This window comes from Methanohalophilus sp. WG1-DM, from assembly GCF_004104135.1.
Lineage (GTDB): Archaea > Halobacteriota > Methanosarcinia > Methanosarcinales > Methanosarcinaceae > Methanohalophilus > Methanohalophilus euhalobius.
Genome location: NZ_RRBA01000004.1, coordinates 81,194 through 96,484 on the forward strand (window position 1 = coordinate 81,194; position 15,291 = coordinate 96,484).

The following is a 15,291-nucleotide window of genomic DNA, read 5'->3' on the forward strand; positions in this document are numbered from 1 at the left end:
CTCCAGTGGAACCATTCCTGAAAAAGTTATTCTTACATGCATATACGAAGCGATGGAAGTTACATTGAATCAACAAGTTTATCAATTGTTACAAGATCAAGAGGTGAGTTAATGACATCATAGTAAACTTCATCAACTTGCATAATTTTAGAATCTACAATAACTATATTTGAGATTTTACTGGAACCACTGTAAAATTTTATTGAATAACGATACCCGAACATAGGCTCTTGATTACCTTTTTCTTCCAATGAATACCTATCAAGTTGACTGATTAATTTTTCTATTTTTACTCTATCATTTGTTGTACTCAAATCTCCACTCATTCCATTCCTGACGGAAACTTTTGTGATTATATGCTGATCGATATCTGTCAGTTCAGTGACTTTTTTTTCTTCAGTTTGATTTGATATACAACCAGAATAAATTACTGTGCTGCACAGGATTAAACATAAAATTAAACTGTTCATTATTTTGCTCATTTTAAATCCCCAAAAATAAAAAAGAAAATATTCTAATAGAATATTTTCAGGAAAATTATTCGATCCACACTTGGTTAATAAGATAGTCACCAACAAGAACATTGATATTGTTATCTCCCCACCCATTATTGACCACGATATACGGTTGCGGAACAACATATGGGACATCCTGTACAAAGTATCCATGTGCTATTATCCAATGGTCATCAAAAGTTGGATGATTATTAGTCGAAACATCGACAGGTTTATCGTCATCTATGAGAGACATTAATTTACTGTAATCGAAAGCAATTGCGTAAGCACTGTACTCATTAGCAAGATTTCTATCTTCAATATAACTGTTCAATCCATTCCTTAATTGCCATGCATACGTCCCACTATTATCAATATAACCATTGGTTATAAAATCTAGCAAATCATTCTGATTTTCATAACCGGAGGCTACAAAATCATTATCAAGGTAATCATCCAAATAAATTAAATTGATTCCAGCAGCAATTGGACCACAATAAATATTGTTGTCTTCCCAAGTCCTTAATGAATGGCTCAAAATACCACTTGCACCCGAAAGTAATTGAACATTAGAAGTTTCCATAAATATCTTCTTCAATTCAGAGAGTCTCTTAGATTTATTCACCCTTTCCTTTTTGTAAATGTAAGCAGTTTTGATTCTTTCACTTTTTAGTTCTCCTTCAACATAAGCAAGGGGTCCATTGTAGTAATAGTTTTTATTTTTGTCAACAAATGGATTTTCGCTTGTCATTGAATATTCAGGCACAGATAAATCGTTTACATTAATAATGATGTAACCTTCATTATTTACCGAAAAAGCAACAGCTTCAACATTACCTTCCAGATTCTTCAATGGAATTGAAGAAGTCAATTCTGCAGAATAGCCCATTTTTTCTAGGAATAATTTACCATATTCTTTTTCAATACTGAAATCAATATTTTCAGCCTTTACTCCCACATTTTCATTTGCTTGAGCACTCACCGTAGGCACAAATGCCATGCTCACCAGCAACATTGCAGTTAGTATTATACCCACTCCAGATTTTGCATTTATTTGCATTTATTTTATCTCCTGATTTATTCAGTTCAGGAGGCAAAGCCATGCTTATATAGCGTAAAAAACAAACCTAGCTTTGCCTCAGGGCACTGGGGTTCAGCCATCACTGCTAGGTCAAACTGAACCCCAAAATATCTTCACGATATTCTAAAAGAGAGTTTTTTTATTACTATAAATATTTTATGACCATATCATCAAACTGAAGGTGAACAAAATTAAAAATAGAGAAGATATGCAGGATTACCTGAGAGTGACTGAAATAATCGACTGGAACCACCCAGAGGTACTAAAAAGGCAAAGGAGCTTGCAGCTGATCATACTAGATTCGGTTGAAATATCCAGACACTGTTTTGAATGGGTGCGGGATGAAATACTGCACAACAATGATTACAAAATGAATCCTGTTACCTTAAAAGCCTCAGAAGTTCTGGAACACGGTACAGGTTACTGCTATGCTAAAAGCCACCTGATGGCAGCCTTTTTGAGGGCAAACTCCATTCCTTGTGGAATTTGTTATCAGCGTTTGAGCAGGGATGATAACGGGGAACCGTTCTGTCTTCACACTCTTAATGCCGTATATCTTCCTTCCGGTGGATGGTATCGCATTGATGCAAGGGGTAATAAAGAAGGAGTTGATGCCTGATTAACACCCCCTGAAGAACAACTGGCCTTTGGGATAAAATTCGAAGAGGAGGCAGATCTGCCTGAAATCTGTCCAGACCCGCTTCCTGTTATCGTTGAGGTGTTGAAAAAATACACCAGCTATGACGATGTTGCCGAAAATCTGCCAGATATACAGCTAATACAAAAAAAAGGAATGTTGATGATTTGAAATTCTTACAATCCAAACCTTATCATCAAATTGTTAAAACAGATGCTCACAAGCACAAGTTCCTATCAAGAGGCGGAAACCGATTTGCACTCGCTGATGTTGACAGAGAGGAAAGTGGGAAAATCTGGAACTGGTTTTCCCGCAACTAAAGTTACCTATAATATTGGTAATATACCGGGACCACAGTTCCTGTTCAAATGAAGGGATTCTACAGAGATTTATCTTTTAGATGAATATTAACCCAAGTGATGAATCTTCATTATGATTATTAATTTATAGAATACTGTACATAAGAAGTTGCAATGTGGGGCTCACTTGAACCTTGTAAGAACCGTTGAGTCCCACATGTACGCTCAAAGGCATCGCTAAGTTTGCTGTTTATACTACATAAGCGTAGCTTTGCCTCTGGAGTAAACAAACGAGGTAAACAAAGAATGAACAAAAATAGATTAGCTGGAATGGGCCTGTTGCTTATGACATTGCTGTTAGTAAGTATGGCTTTTGTATCTTCTGTGAGTGCACAAACTGATTCATTGAGCAAAAATAATTCGATTGATAACCAGAGCCTCAATAGAAACATCGTTTTAGATGCAGATATTGATATCTATCCTGACACGTATTCTTACAACAAGTATGATTATGGAACAATTAATGTAAACATCGATAATTATGTACTTCCTGGTGGATTTAGCAACTATTTTTTAAAAATACCAGACGGTGTCGAATATAAAGAAGTATACGATGGCAAAGAGCCAGACAACGTATATTATCTTGGAAATGGCGAATCGACTATTATTCCAGAGTGGGGAAGTGTTAATGGACCTGCTACAGTATTATATTGGATGGACCTTCATACATTTGGATACGATGAAAATATGAAGGTAAAAGTAAAATTCAATAGTATAGATGACTTTGAATTTTATGCCGGAGATTCTGCAACTGAAGCAATAACAGGAGCTACAGCAACTGATAATGATAGGTTTACTGTAAACGTATCTTAATTGAAAAATATAGAATGGTCTAGTTTAATATGACCATTCTATATCTCTTTTTATATATTTAGTTGAAACACAAGATTGTCTATCCTATTTAATCTATCTAAAGTTAAACAATTTTTTATTCAAATGTTAGTAGCACAATAACCAAATATCCTATTTTTCTCTCATTATTTAAATACCAAGTCTTATCATCAGGTTATTAAGGCCCGCTTCAATAATATCTCTGGGATCAAGTCCTGTTATAGTCACGACTACATATAGTGCAATTATACTACCGATTACACTTCCAATATTTGCAAGACCAGCTACTAATATTACCCTGAAGAAATTATTCTTCTTCATTTCACTGAAGGTTTCAAGCTTCATTATTTCCTTGAGATCATCGGTCGTGGGATGGCGCTGTTTTGCTTCCACAATACCTGCAAACCAGCCTGCAGCCATCATGGGATTCAAGGAAGTCAGCCAAGCCACACCAAAGGATGTTGCAATCGAATAGGGGTGGCCACCTGCAATAATCGTTCCTAGAGCACTGAGTGTACCATTTATTGCAAACCACCACCCAAAAGCAATCAATAAAAGTTCGATAGAAGTACCTGAAATGATAAGCAAAAGGAAGATAGCAAGTGCCAGAGCCACGATACCGATACCGAATACCTTCATCAAACTAAAGCGTTTCTTGGGCAGGGTTACCAGCGAGGATAACGGGGGTATGGTCCTGGGGTCGGAGAGATATTTCTCGATACCACTCCTGTGACCCGCACCCACAACAGCCACTATATTCTTACCGCCACCTGCAGCCGTTCTTGCCAGGCTGCCCGCAATGTAGGCATCCCTCTCATCAATCAGTACTTCTGCAGCATTGGGGGATGTATGACGTAATTCCTCGATCAGGACTGTAACTGTATCCTGCTCGGTGATATTATCTATATCTATCTCATCGCCGCCTCCAATTCCCAGGGCTGCGGCTATCAGGGTCCCTACCATTTTTGTTTTTTCGATCAAACCCATTTTTCCCCAGAAACGCTGGAGAGTAACCTGGATATCCCGGTCCACAAGGGCAACATCTGCCCCTATTTCCTCTGCTGCTTCAATCGCAGCTAACATTTCAGCACCGGGCTGTACACCCATATCCTTCCCTATCCTTTTCTGGACATGGGCAAGCAGCATATGGACCAGGAAAAAATAGACCTTACCCTCTGCAAGCAGTTCCTTAACAGATATATCCGAGGTTTGGGTCTTACCTTTAAGGGCATCATAGCGGCCCTTGCACAGTTCAACCGCAACTACATCAGGTTGCTGGTTGTGAATTGTCTCCTTTACTTCACGGATACTTTTTTCCGAAACATGGGCCGTTCCCACCAGGCTTATCCTGGAAGGAGCAGGAGCCACATTTTCAGAAGTGGAATCTGTTGAAAAATCGTGTTCCAAAACTTCTGAAGAGCTGGTGGCGCTCTCATAGTTGTAACTCATGGTGTCCTGCCGGGAATCGGTAATATACTTAGCCATTAAAATCCCTGTTTTACTCACTTAGAAGTGTCATTGTATGCATAAGGTCTGTTCTTGAAAGGATGCCGATAACCTCTCCATCTTCCATTACCACAAGGCGACCCACATTATTATTGTTCAGGACTTTGAAGGCTTCCGATGCATTATCATCAGGTGAGATAGTAACCACATCTCTTGTCATCACATCGGAAACGAGGGTACTTATCCTGTCCAGTTGCGTTACCTTATGTACATCCGTAAACGTAACAATACCTTTTAAAACATTGTGCTGGATTACGGGATAACCCATGTGTTTATGCTCAAACATGAATTGTACGAGCTCTTCCAGGTTCATCTCAGGAGAAACTGAAATAATATCACTGCTCATCACATCCTTTACCTTGACATTTTCAAGGGTACGGGTAACAGCAGTGGAACGTTCCTCTCCTGAGGCTCCCATATAAACAAATACCGCAATCAACAAAAGCCAGGGATTCCAGGGATTGGAAAGAAGACCCAGAAGTGCCATCAGAAAAGCAAAAAATTTACCGACATTCGCTGCGTTACGGGTTGCCTGTATATAATTCATATTGCGGGCAAAAAATGCACGCAAGATCCGGCCACCATCCATGGGGAAGGCAGGAATCAAGTTAAATGCCCCCAACACAATATTGATGGAAGCAAGGATATACACAAGACGATAAGGTATGGTATTAGAATAACCTGCAACCACCATATCTATCACAAAATTTAATCCAAACAGGATACCACCAATCAAAAAACTTACAAATGGTCCTGCAAAAGCCATCTTAGCTTCCTGGCCGGGTTCACGGGGCATCTCTTCCATGGAAGATACACCGCCTATCAAAAAAAGGGTGATATTATCTATCTTAACCCCATATTTTTTTGCAAAATAGGAATGACCCAGCTCATGCAAGAGTACACATGTAAAAAGCAGAATCGTTAACATGAGAGACAGACCGTAACCCAATACGGCAGGCTGGACATCTGCAAATCCAACGGGTTCGGGTACACTTGAAAAAACAAATGCAAAGAGAAACAGTACAATAAGAAAAGTAATATGGATCAATATAGGAATACCCATTACAGTACCGATTTTGAAAGAAGTTTTCATAACTGAACCTTTTAAAGTTCCTATTATTTAGTTATTTAGTTCCATTAACGTTAAGCAGTGTTCGGCAAAATAATACTTTCACAACGCTTGGTTTTAAAATATATACCCTGTCGACCTATTAGAAAATAGTCACGGATTCGATGGGCACACGCCTTTACAAGTTTCAAGGCTAGGTGCCATCGATCATCCCCTCAACCGTGATACCAAGCACCCTTTTTATTTTTTTATTTTCAAGATTGGTTTACAACTGCATCCAGATCCGCAAGAAACATATCTATAATCTCATTATCCAGATGGGGCATGATAACCAATCTTAGTGCCTGCGGATTTCTCGTAAGAGAAACACGCCATCCAAAATCCTCGTAAAGTCTGTTTTGGATTTCAACTGGTGACTCTACATCCAGAGCCACGATATTCATCACCGGTTCTATCACCGGCTGGATTTCTATATTCCTGGCTCCTGCAACAAGCCTGTCAGTCATATCCATACATCGTTGTACGATGGCACCATAACCTTTCCTTCCAAGATGGCGCATAACTGCGTAAGTGGATACTACAGCTGCTCCACTACGGGTACCTGTCAGGGAATACTGACTGCTTACAGTAAGATAAGGGGTCTTTACCGTCAGATTGTCAAGATCAAGACTGTGGCGCAGAAGCAATCCTCCTGAAGGAATGGTACTTAGACCCATTTTGTGGGGATCTATTGTTACAGAAGATACACCTGCAATTTCAAAATCAAATTTATATTTAGGTTTGAGGAAAGGCAGCACAAAGCCCCCGAAAGCCGCATCTACGTGGAAAGGTAAACCCTTTTCGATAGCTATGCCAGAAAGGGTTTCAAGAGGATCTACCTGCCCAAACTCGGTAGTACCAGCTATACCCACCAATCCTACGGTATTGCTATCTATCAGGGAATTAACTGCATCCGGATCCACCTGTAAATTGTCAGAAAGAGTCGCTCTGCGTATATCTATACCTGAAAGATCACCAACCTTATCAAAGGAAAAATGAGCTGAATCAGGAACAACAATGTTAGGATTTACAATTGATTTATTACGATTACGCATAGCTCTTACAGCCTGGATATTTGATTCAGTACCTCCTGTACTGATATAACCACAGGCATCCGGAAGATGTAACATATCACCCAGCATCTTTACGACCTGTTCTTCCAGTTCAAAGGTTCCCTGAAAAAGACCTGGATCTCCCATATTAGCTTCGATGAAAGTACAATGAGCATGCTATGCTATTTCATGAGGATAGGTGCACATGGAACTCAGAACTTTCCTGTAATCACTATCCCTGTTTTTTTTTTGAGATAATTCCTTTAGAACTGAATCTCTTGTGATGCCATTGTTATACATGGGAATCCTTTTCCTAGAAGAGCTTTTTAATTATAATCGTTTTGAGTTAGATTTGATTTTGAGATTTTTAAAATTTCAGGAATTGCTAGAGGGGCACCCCATAGTTTCTATTGGAAACATAGTTCAATTTGAAAAAAGGGATTTTTGTAAAACAAAGTTTTATATACTAAAACCTCTCTACTTACACTGCTATATTTTTTCAACATATTAAAAATATGTATTTCATATTTTTTCCTTATCTCCAGTTGAAACCATAGGGTCTCTCCCCTTTATAAACTTTCCAAGCGAAACAAAGGGGGTCTACCTTTTTTGTCGTTTAAACATTTCTAATATCAATCCAGAATATTTAATTTATTTTATAGGTGCAGTTGAAACAAAGGGGTCTTTACCATAACTGTTAAGAATAGATACCTATATTTCCATTAGAGTACTAACAGAGGAAAAATTACGTCCTTTTGCATATACCAAATATTGCTAAGAGGAGGTACCCGCTTTGGTTTCAATCTACTAAAAAAAACGATTATACGGTATTGGCATATTACAAATCGAAGGTGTTTGGATGGATAATGGTTCACTTGATGGGTTATTTGAAGAGTTATTGGAGACAGAATCCCTTTTTAAGAATAAGGAAGTGTTGAGACCTGCGTATACACCGGAAAATCTTCCTCATCGTAGTAACCAGATAAATAATATTGCTACGGTACTGGTATCAGCTTTGAAAGGTCATACACCTTCTAACATTCTCATTTATGGAAAAACAGGTACAGGTAAAACTGCTGTTGCTAGATATGTGGGTATTGAACTTGAAAGGAAAAGTGATCATCTCAATGTACAATGTAATGTGCTGTACATAAATTGCGAAGTAATAGATACACAGTACAGGTTACTGGCTAATCTTGCAAAACAATTCGGTGAAGATGTCCCTATGACAGGATGGCCTACAGATCAGGTCTTTTTCCGATTTAAAGAGGCAGTGGATACCCGCAAACAGGTAATCATAATAATTCTTGATGAAATTGATAAATTGATAAAAAAAGGGGATGATGTCCTCTATAATCTTTCCCGGATGAATACGGATCTTAAAAATGCCCGGGTAAGCATGATAGGTATTTCCAATGATCTGAAGTTCACTGAATTTCTGGATCCACGTGTAAAAAGTTCTCTGGGAGAGGAGGAAATTATTTTTCCACCCTATGATGCCGAACAGATAAGTGATATTCTCAGGCAGCGTGCTGCTATTGCTTATAAGGAAAACAGTATGGATGATATGGTAATTCCTCTATGTTCTGCTTTTGCGGCACAGGAACACGGGGACGCACGGCGTGCTCTTGATCTTATGAGGGTTGCCGGAGAAATAGCCGAGCGTGAGAAGAAGAACATAATCGAGGAAGAACACGTCAGGCAGGCTCAGGAAAAGATCGAAGTGGATCGTATAGTGGAAGTTATACGCACTCTTCCTACCCAGTCCAAACTAGCTCTCTATAGTGTAATGCTGCTGCGCAATAATGGCCACCGTAATGTGACAACGGGTGAGGTGTATAACGTTTACAGGCAGTTATGCCGCAATGTTGATACCGATATCCTGACCCAGAGAAGGGTCACCGATCTCATCTCAGAACTTGATATGCTGGGTATCCTCAATGCTATAGTCGTGAGCAAGGGCAGATATGGCCGTACCAAGGAAATTATATTGAGTGTGCCTGTTGAAAGCACCAAAAAAGTATTGCTTGAAGATTATCGCCTCAATATGCTGGCCGATTTTAAACCGGTATTGACAGCCCAGATGCATCTTTGAAACGGAATTATTGAGATACTTTGTTGTTAAGTATGTGATTCCTACAGATAACTACAATTTGTATTTCTAATTGTAGATTATCAAGAGATTCCTAGTAGCCTATCCAGATGACATTCTGTGATAGGTATGCTAACATTATTGATCAATGTCAGTATAAAAAGTTTAAATTTTACAAATTGCTTATTTCTTCAAGGAACGCGGGTCTGTTCTTAAATTCAAATTTCAAAGCATTTAACCTTTCATCCCACATAGACCTTTCCTTTAATATGTCAATGTATATCTCCTTGGCCTTATCCAGATAGGTATTTGCAATCCTGTAAGTTTTCCTGTTTCCTCCCGGGATGTTACAGTAGGCTTTCTGCCAATAGTATTCTATGACCCTTTTGGGAAATTCGTCTTTCAATTGATCTGCGAAATCATCGAGTTCATCGGACCGGAACCTCAACTGGGGATTTTCCAACCTATTTATCAGCATATCCATTACCTGATTTTTCATGCCCTTATCCATGCAGACATGCAGATAAGCAATTACATTCCTGTCCCTGAGAGATTCGAAAATACTAGGTTCGATCTTATTCCAGTCTTCAATTTTGAGATAACTTTTGATCTTCCTGTATTCTTTGTATTTATTGCCACCATCATATGCAAAAGATCTCAAAAGAGCATCTTTGGCTTTTCCATAGTTACCTTGTGACCTGTAGTAATCGAATAGTTTATTCAGCATTTCCTTTTCATCTTCTCTACGTTCCACTGCAATGTGAACAATACGTTCCACATTTACAATATCCCCAATTTCGGCAAAATGATCGAACAGGAACTCAAACAGTTCTGTAAGGCGTCCTTTTCCTTTCAACAGGCCCTCTTCGGCAGTTTCCACAGCCTTTTTAATGTTGTTATGTTCAACATAAAAACATGCCAACTGGTAGTAATCAATTCCGTATTCAAGATTCTTTGAACGAAATTCCAGATAAGCATCATTATCGTTAAGATGGTATCGAAGTATTTCAATAATAAGATTTTTATTCCAATCCGACGGGTTTTTATTAAGTTTTGCAATCAGATATCTCCATTCCTCTTCTGTTTGGCACAACTCAAAAAATATCTCTGTCAAACTGTCTTCAAAACCGGAGTTATACTTGTTATATTCAATAAATGCACTATCCATAAAAGATATCTTTGCCTCATGGGATATGTTTCCCTCTTCTATAAGTTCGGAAAGTTTATCAAGCCAATAATATGCTGTTTCCTCTTTCTCTTCCGGCCCACCGCCATACTCATTGAATTCAGAAATGATGTATCCTGCATATCCCCAGTATTCCATTAACAGGGCATTATCCAGCTGTTCAGAACTTTCCTTTTGGAGTGAATCTTCTGACAGTTTCAGTGTTTCTTTGTACCACTCCAGAATTAAATAAGGAACCTCCGGGTCATTTGATATGAGGTACTCGATCAGGTCACATCGTTGTTTATTATTCAGAGATTTCATTATTTCTTGAATATTGTGTTCGTAGTTCACTTATTATATCCTCCAAAAACATAAAAGCAGCATATCCGTGTTTTCCATCCTTCTGCTACTATCTACAATTTGTAACACATTAACAAATACTTTGATAAATAAGGATGTCATTATTAAAATATCAGGACAATAGTAACCTGATATGTCCAATATATGGAATCTTGTACCGGGCAACACCTATAATCCATTCTTCTTTTACAGGAGAAAGATAACTGATCTGGCCCTGCTGGTCATAGTAGCTATTTGTTTTCGTATTATCCCCTTTGGTTATGTAACCTTCATGTGGAGCTTTAGGTCCCCCTTCCCACATTGGTTCGCCTTCTTCAACAAAATACATAGCCCTGTGGATTACCGGGGTCACCCCCTTCTGGCCGTAGGGTCGGTATAAGATGACATCTCCTTTTTTTCCAAATGAGATATAGTCCGCAGGTGCATTCCGGAGTGTTTCTATCTGTGTCCTGTCCAGATCTTCGATAAAGATTATGTCTCCCCTGTACATGTGGGGTTCCATACTTCCCGACTCCACTGCAACCATTGGAGTCCATAACCCGAAAAATAGCTGGGAGAGGACGCCGATAAGTGCAAGAATAACCAGTACTGATAAAGCGTCACGGATGATTCCCACCCAAAAATTATCGCGGTTTTTAAAAGTATCAATTATTTCCCTGATATCCATGAATATTTCTCCAAATTGACAAACCAAATTTGTCTGTATCAAGTTAAACTTATTGGTTTATTTCTAGTAGAATAATGTTTACCAAAGTATTGTTATACAGGAAAATTCTTGTAACTACATTATCAATACAGAGGTCTGTAATGCAAGAAATGTCTCTTCTCTCCGATTTGCTTGAAGCAGGCTACCAGGTAAGTCCTCAGGCAGCCGAGCTTATAACTTCTCACCACAATCCCCATGCCCTTATCAATCACATACTGGGAAGTGTGGATGATTCGGTATTCGTGATAGACGTTGAGGATATTGATTTCACGGGATTTGAAGAAGTAAGAAAAACAGAGATTCCATGCAAACAGGAACCTGTTTCAAAAACAACTTCTGCAAATCCTATTTCGGTGCTTTGCGATATAACCGATTGTTCCACCTGTGTGGGGGAATACATGGAATTTGTACAGTATTTCCGCAACCGTTACAGCCGGCTGAGTGAGATGATCCGCGGCAGGGTCAATGCCAGACCCATGGAAAGCCTGAAAGGAAACAGACGTGTGCCCGGGGATGAGATTTCCATAATCGGTATGGTATCGGAGATTAAAAATACATCCAATGGTCATCGGCTGGTACGTTTTGAAGACCCTACGGGTTCCTTCCAGGTCCTTTTCAGTATGAATGATAAGGATATTTATGAGCAATCGAACAAACTTGTCCTGGATGATGTGGTGGGAGTAAGTGGCAATCTCACCAATGACGGCAAACTCCTGATAGCCAAAAAACTTGTTTTTCCGGATCTGCCCAATATGGGTTTATCTAAAAACGGTAGCCAGGGAAAAGCTCTTTTCATTTCAGATGTGCATATAGGCAGTAATACCTTCCTGCAGGAGCAATGGGAAGATTTCATGACTTTTGTCAAGAGGCAATCGGAAAACCCGGAGCTTAACAAAATAGCACAGCAATTACGCTATATTGTGGTTGCCGGTGATATTGTAGATGGGGTGGGTATTTATCCAGGACAGGAAGAAGAACTTACCATACCGGATATTTATGATCAGTATGAGGAAGTTGCCCACTATTTTAACCAGATACCTTCTGATATCACAGTAGTTATTGGTCCTGGTAACCATGATGCTGTGCGCCAGGCCGAACCCCAGCCCACATTCCCGGAGCGTATCAGGAAAATGTTTGATCCGAGGATAAAATTCGTGGGCAATCCTGCTCTGGTGGATCTGGATGGTGTACTTGTGCTGATGTACCATGGCCGCTCAATAGATGATTTTGTGGCGAGTATACAGGGACTCTCCTACAGTGAACCGGAAAAAGCAATGCTGGAAATGGTAAAGCGTCGCCATCTATCCCCTACCTATGGCAGCAGGGTTTCTATAGCCCCGGAGAAGACTGACCATTTTGTGATTGATCACATACCCGATATACTGCATTGTGGACATGTCCATACCGTAGGGGTGAAGCAGTACAGGGGGACCCTGCTAATCAATTCAGGAACCTGGCAGGACCAGACCGAATTCCAGAAGCGGGTGAATGTGGTACCCGAACCTGCAAGGGTGCCGGTGGTTGATCTTGCCACTTTCCAGCCGACCATGCTGCAGTTTTGAACGTGCATTTTATATAATGCCAGTTAAGAGTTAGTCCGGATGGCTTCAGATTTATTACCTGATATTGATACATTAATAAAAAAACAGGGATACAGACTTGCAGGATCCCATTCAGCTGTCAAAACATGTCTGTGGATGAGAAGGGCTGTGCGTGAGGAAGGAGAATGTTATAAAGCCCGTTTTTATGGGATAGCTTCCCACAGATGTTTGCAGATGACTCCTACCCTGTGCTGTAACCAGCGTTGCCTGCACTGCTGGAGGCCGGTTGAGCTTGATGTCCCAACTCCCTCAAAATGGGATTCTCCAGTGGAAATAATGGGGTCTTCAATAGAAGGTCAGCGCAACCTCATTTCGGGTTTTGGAGGTTTTGCCTCAAGAGAATTGTGGAAACAGGCCAATGAACCCGCACATGTGGCTATCTCCCTATCCGGTGAACCCACCCTTTATCCTTATCTTGATGAACTGATCGAAGAATTTCGCAGCAGAGGTGTGAGTACCTTTGTGGTAACCAACGGCACTGTTGTTGAAATGGTCAAACGTATTAAACCTTCCCAACTCTACATGAGCCTGGATGCTCCTGACAGGCAGACCTATCTGGAGGTTTGTTCTCCAAAGGACCCCTGCTTGTGGGATAACATAAATGAATCCCTCAGTGTCCTTAAGGATAAAGAATGCAGGACTGCTATTCGTATTACCTTAATCAAGGGTGTGAATATGTTTGATGTGAAAGGTTATGCGGACCTTATCAGAAAGGCACAGCCTGATATTATTGAAGTCAAAGCCTATATGCACCTGGGTTTTTCCAGAAACCGGCTTGAAAGGGATGCCATGCCAGATCATGAAGAAGTCTTTGATTTTGCAAATCAGCTCGGCTATGAATTGGGTTATGAAGTTACCGATCAGGTTGAAATAAGTCGTGTTGTCATGCTTTGTCGTGATGGAAAATTTATCGCTTCTAAATTACCCGTTTGACGCACTGTCATAACTTATATTTATAATAATGGCTTATATGGTAAGCCTAGAGCATAGCGAATATCCCGACATTTTGATTAATTTTTGATTATGGAGTATCCTTACAATGGCCGAACAATCTGCTCATGAGAAATATGAATTCAAGAAAAAACTTGAATCCCTCCGAAACAAAAAGGGAAGGGGTACTGAACTCATATCCCTTTACATACCGCCTGACAAACAGCTGTCTGATGTGACCTCACAGCTTAAGACTGAACATAGTCAGGCTTCCAACATTAAATCCAAGGTCACAAGGACCAATGTGCAGTCTGCAATAGATTCCCTGCTTTCCCGTCTTAAATATCTTGAGATCCCGGAAAACGGTATCGTTTATTTTACCGGAGCTGTGGATATAGGTGCGGACAAAACGAATATGGAAACCACAACCATAATTCCTCCCCAGCCGATCACGATCTATAAGTATCACTGTGACTCTGCCTTTTTCCTTGAACCATTGGAAGGGATGCTCAAGGATGCCAAGACCTATGGTTTGCTTGTGCTTGACAGAAGGGAAGCTACAATTGGTTTACTTACAGGTAAACATATAGAACCCTATCGTAACCTTACCTCTACAGTTCCCGGTAAACAGAGGAAAGGGGGTCAGAGTGCTCAGCGTTTCCAGCAGCTTAGGCTTATAGCGATACACGATTTCTACAAGCGTATAGGAGATGCGGCCAGTGAAATTTTCCTGACGGTTGACATGAAGGATTTTGAGGGAATATTGCTGGGTGGGCCTTCCCCGACCAAGGAAGAATTCCAATCAGGGGAATTCCTGCATCATGAGCTGCAAAGGAAAATACTGGGACTCTTTGATGTGGCCTACACCGATGAATCAGGATTGCAGGAACTTGTCAATGCTGCAAGTGAGCGTCTGCAGGACCTGGACCTGATGGTTGAAAAGAACCTGATGCAAAAGTTTTTCAAGGAACTGGTATCCGATTCCGGAAAGGCTGCCTATGGTGAGGAAGTTGTGCGTCAGAACCTGATGATAGGGGCCGTGGAAAAACTGCTGATATCCGAGGACTTAAGGTCTGAAAGAATAAAGCTCAGGTGTACCAACGGGGATTATGAAGACAATATAACCCGGGAAAATCAACCGGACCAGGAAAGTGTAGATGACTTTGGTAACTGCCCTAAATGTGGGTCTTCCCTGGAAGTTGTCGAAAGGGTAGATATCGTGGATGAACTCTCGGAACTGAGCGATCAGATGGGAAGTGAGGTGGCTTTTATATCAACTGATTTTGAGGAAGGTGGCCAGCTTCTCAATGCTTTTGGCGGCATTGTTGCGATTTTGCGGTATAATACAGGTATGTAAGGTGATCAT

The 15,291-nt window shown here is 40.2% G+C and carries 12 protein-coding genes and 1 pseudogene; 6 read left to right on the top strand and 7 right to left on the bottom strand.

The features are described 5' to 3' along the window. Positions 1-59: 59 nt before the first annotated feature. A complete protein-coding gene (locus CI957_RS04680) occupies positions 60-482 on the bottom strand; it encodes a hypothetical protein (protein ID WP_128754318.1) in 423 nt (140 codons plus the stop codon). 55 nt (positions 483-537) lie between these two features. Continuing rightward, positions 538-1,554, bottom strand: a complete 1,017-nt coding sequence (locus tag CI957_RS04685; RefSeq protein ID WP_096712864.1) for a hypothetical protein — start codon at positions 1,552-1,554, stop codon at positions 538-540. A 202-nt stretch (positions 1,555-1,756) separates the two neighbouring features. On the opposite strand from CI957_RS04685, the gene CI957_RS04690 reads away from it, so the two are divergent. Then, complete coding sequence (locus tag CI957_RS04690) at positions 1,757-2,194, top strand: transglutaminase family protein (protein WP_241645917.1); 438 nt, start codon at positions 1,757-1,759, stop codon at positions 2,192-2,194. Between the two features lie 623 nt (positions 2,195-2,817). Next, on the top strand, positions 2,818-3,384 hold the full coding sequence (locus tag CI957_RS04695; RefSeq protein WP_096712865.1) for a hypothetical protein: 567 nt from the start codon (positions 2,818-2,820) through the stop codon (positions 3,382-3,384). A 168-nt stretch (positions 3,385-3,552) separates the two neighbouring features. Here the strand turns inward: CI957_RS04695 and CI957_RS04700 are convergent, their stop codons facing one another. From CI957_RS04700 to mfnA, 3 genes and pseudogenes are all read right to left on the bottom strand, one after another. Further along, positions 3,553-4,887, bottom strand: a complete 1,335-nt coding sequence (locus CI957_RS04700; protein WP_241645919.1) for a TraB/GumN family protein — start codon at positions 4,885-4,887, stop codon at positions 3,553-3,555. A gap of 13 nt (positions 4,888-4,900) precedes the next feature. Continuing rightward, positions 4,901-6,001: a CBS domain-containing protein gene (locus CI957_RS04705; protein WP_128754319.1), complete on the bottom strand. Its 1,101-nt coding sequence runs from the start codon at positions 5,999-6,001 to the stop codon at positions 4,901-4,903. A gap of 230 nt (positions 6,002-6,231) precedes the next feature. Beyond that, positions 6,232-7,230, bottom strand: a pseudogene (mfnA, locus tag CI957_RS04710) (tyrosine decarboxylase MfnA); the annotation flags it as partial. A 697-nt stretch (positions 7,231-7,927) separates the two neighbouring features. On the opposite strand from mfnA, the gene CI957_RS04715 reads away from it, so the two are divergent. Further along, positions 7,928-9,163 (top strand): ORC1-type DNA replication protein, encoded by a 1,236-nt coding sequence (locus CI957_RS04715; RefSeq protein ID WP_105460771.1) that lies wholly within the window; start codon positions 7,928-7,930, stop codon positions 9,161-9,163. A gap of 169 nt (positions 9,164-9,332) precedes the next feature. Here CI957_RS04715 and CI957_RS04720 read toward each other — a convergent pair whose 3' ends face one another. Continuing rightward, positions 9,333-10,679: a lipopolysaccharide assembly protein LapB gene (locus CI957_RS04720; protein ID WP_128754321.1), complete on the bottom strand. Its 1,347-nt coding sequence runs from the start codon at positions 10,677-10,679 to the stop codon at positions 9,333-9,335. Positions 10,680-10,800: 121 nt separating this feature from the next. Beyond that, the gene (locus tag CI957_RS04725; protein WP_128754322.1) at positions 10,801-11,355 is read right to left on the bottom strand and encodes a signal peptidase I; all 555 of its coding nucleotides are present in this window, start codon (positions 11,353-11,355) and stop codon (positions 10,801-10,803) included. A 140-nt stretch (positions 11,356-11,495) separates the two neighbouring features. On the opposite strand from CI957_RS04725, the gene CI957_RS04730 reads away from it, so the two are divergent. From CI957_RS04730 to prf1, 3 genes are all read left to right on the top strand, one after another. Continuing rightward, positions 11,496-12,956: a DNA-directed DNA polymerase II small subunit gene (locus CI957_RS04730; RefSeq protein WP_128754323.1), complete on the top strand. Its 1,461-nt coding sequence runs from the start codon at positions 11,496-11,498 to the stop codon at positions 12,954-12,956. 39 nt (positions 12,957-12,995) lie between these two features. Next, the gene (gene twy1 / locus CI957_RS04735) at positions 12,996-13,928 is read left to right on the top strand and encodes a 4-demethylwyosine synthase TYW1 (protein ID WP_096712873.1); all 933 of its coding nucleotides are present in this window, start codon (positions 12,996-12,998) and stop codon (positions 13,926-13,928) included. Between the two features lie 106 nt (positions 13,929-14,034). Beyond that, the gene (gene prf1 / locus CI957_RS04740; protein WP_128754324.1) at positions 14,035-15,282 is read left to right on the top strand and encodes a peptide chain release factor aRF-1; all 1,248 of its coding nucleotides are present in this window, start codon (positions 14,035-14,037) and stop codon (positions 15,280-15,282) included. Positions 15,283-15,291 lie beyond the last annotated feature (9 nt).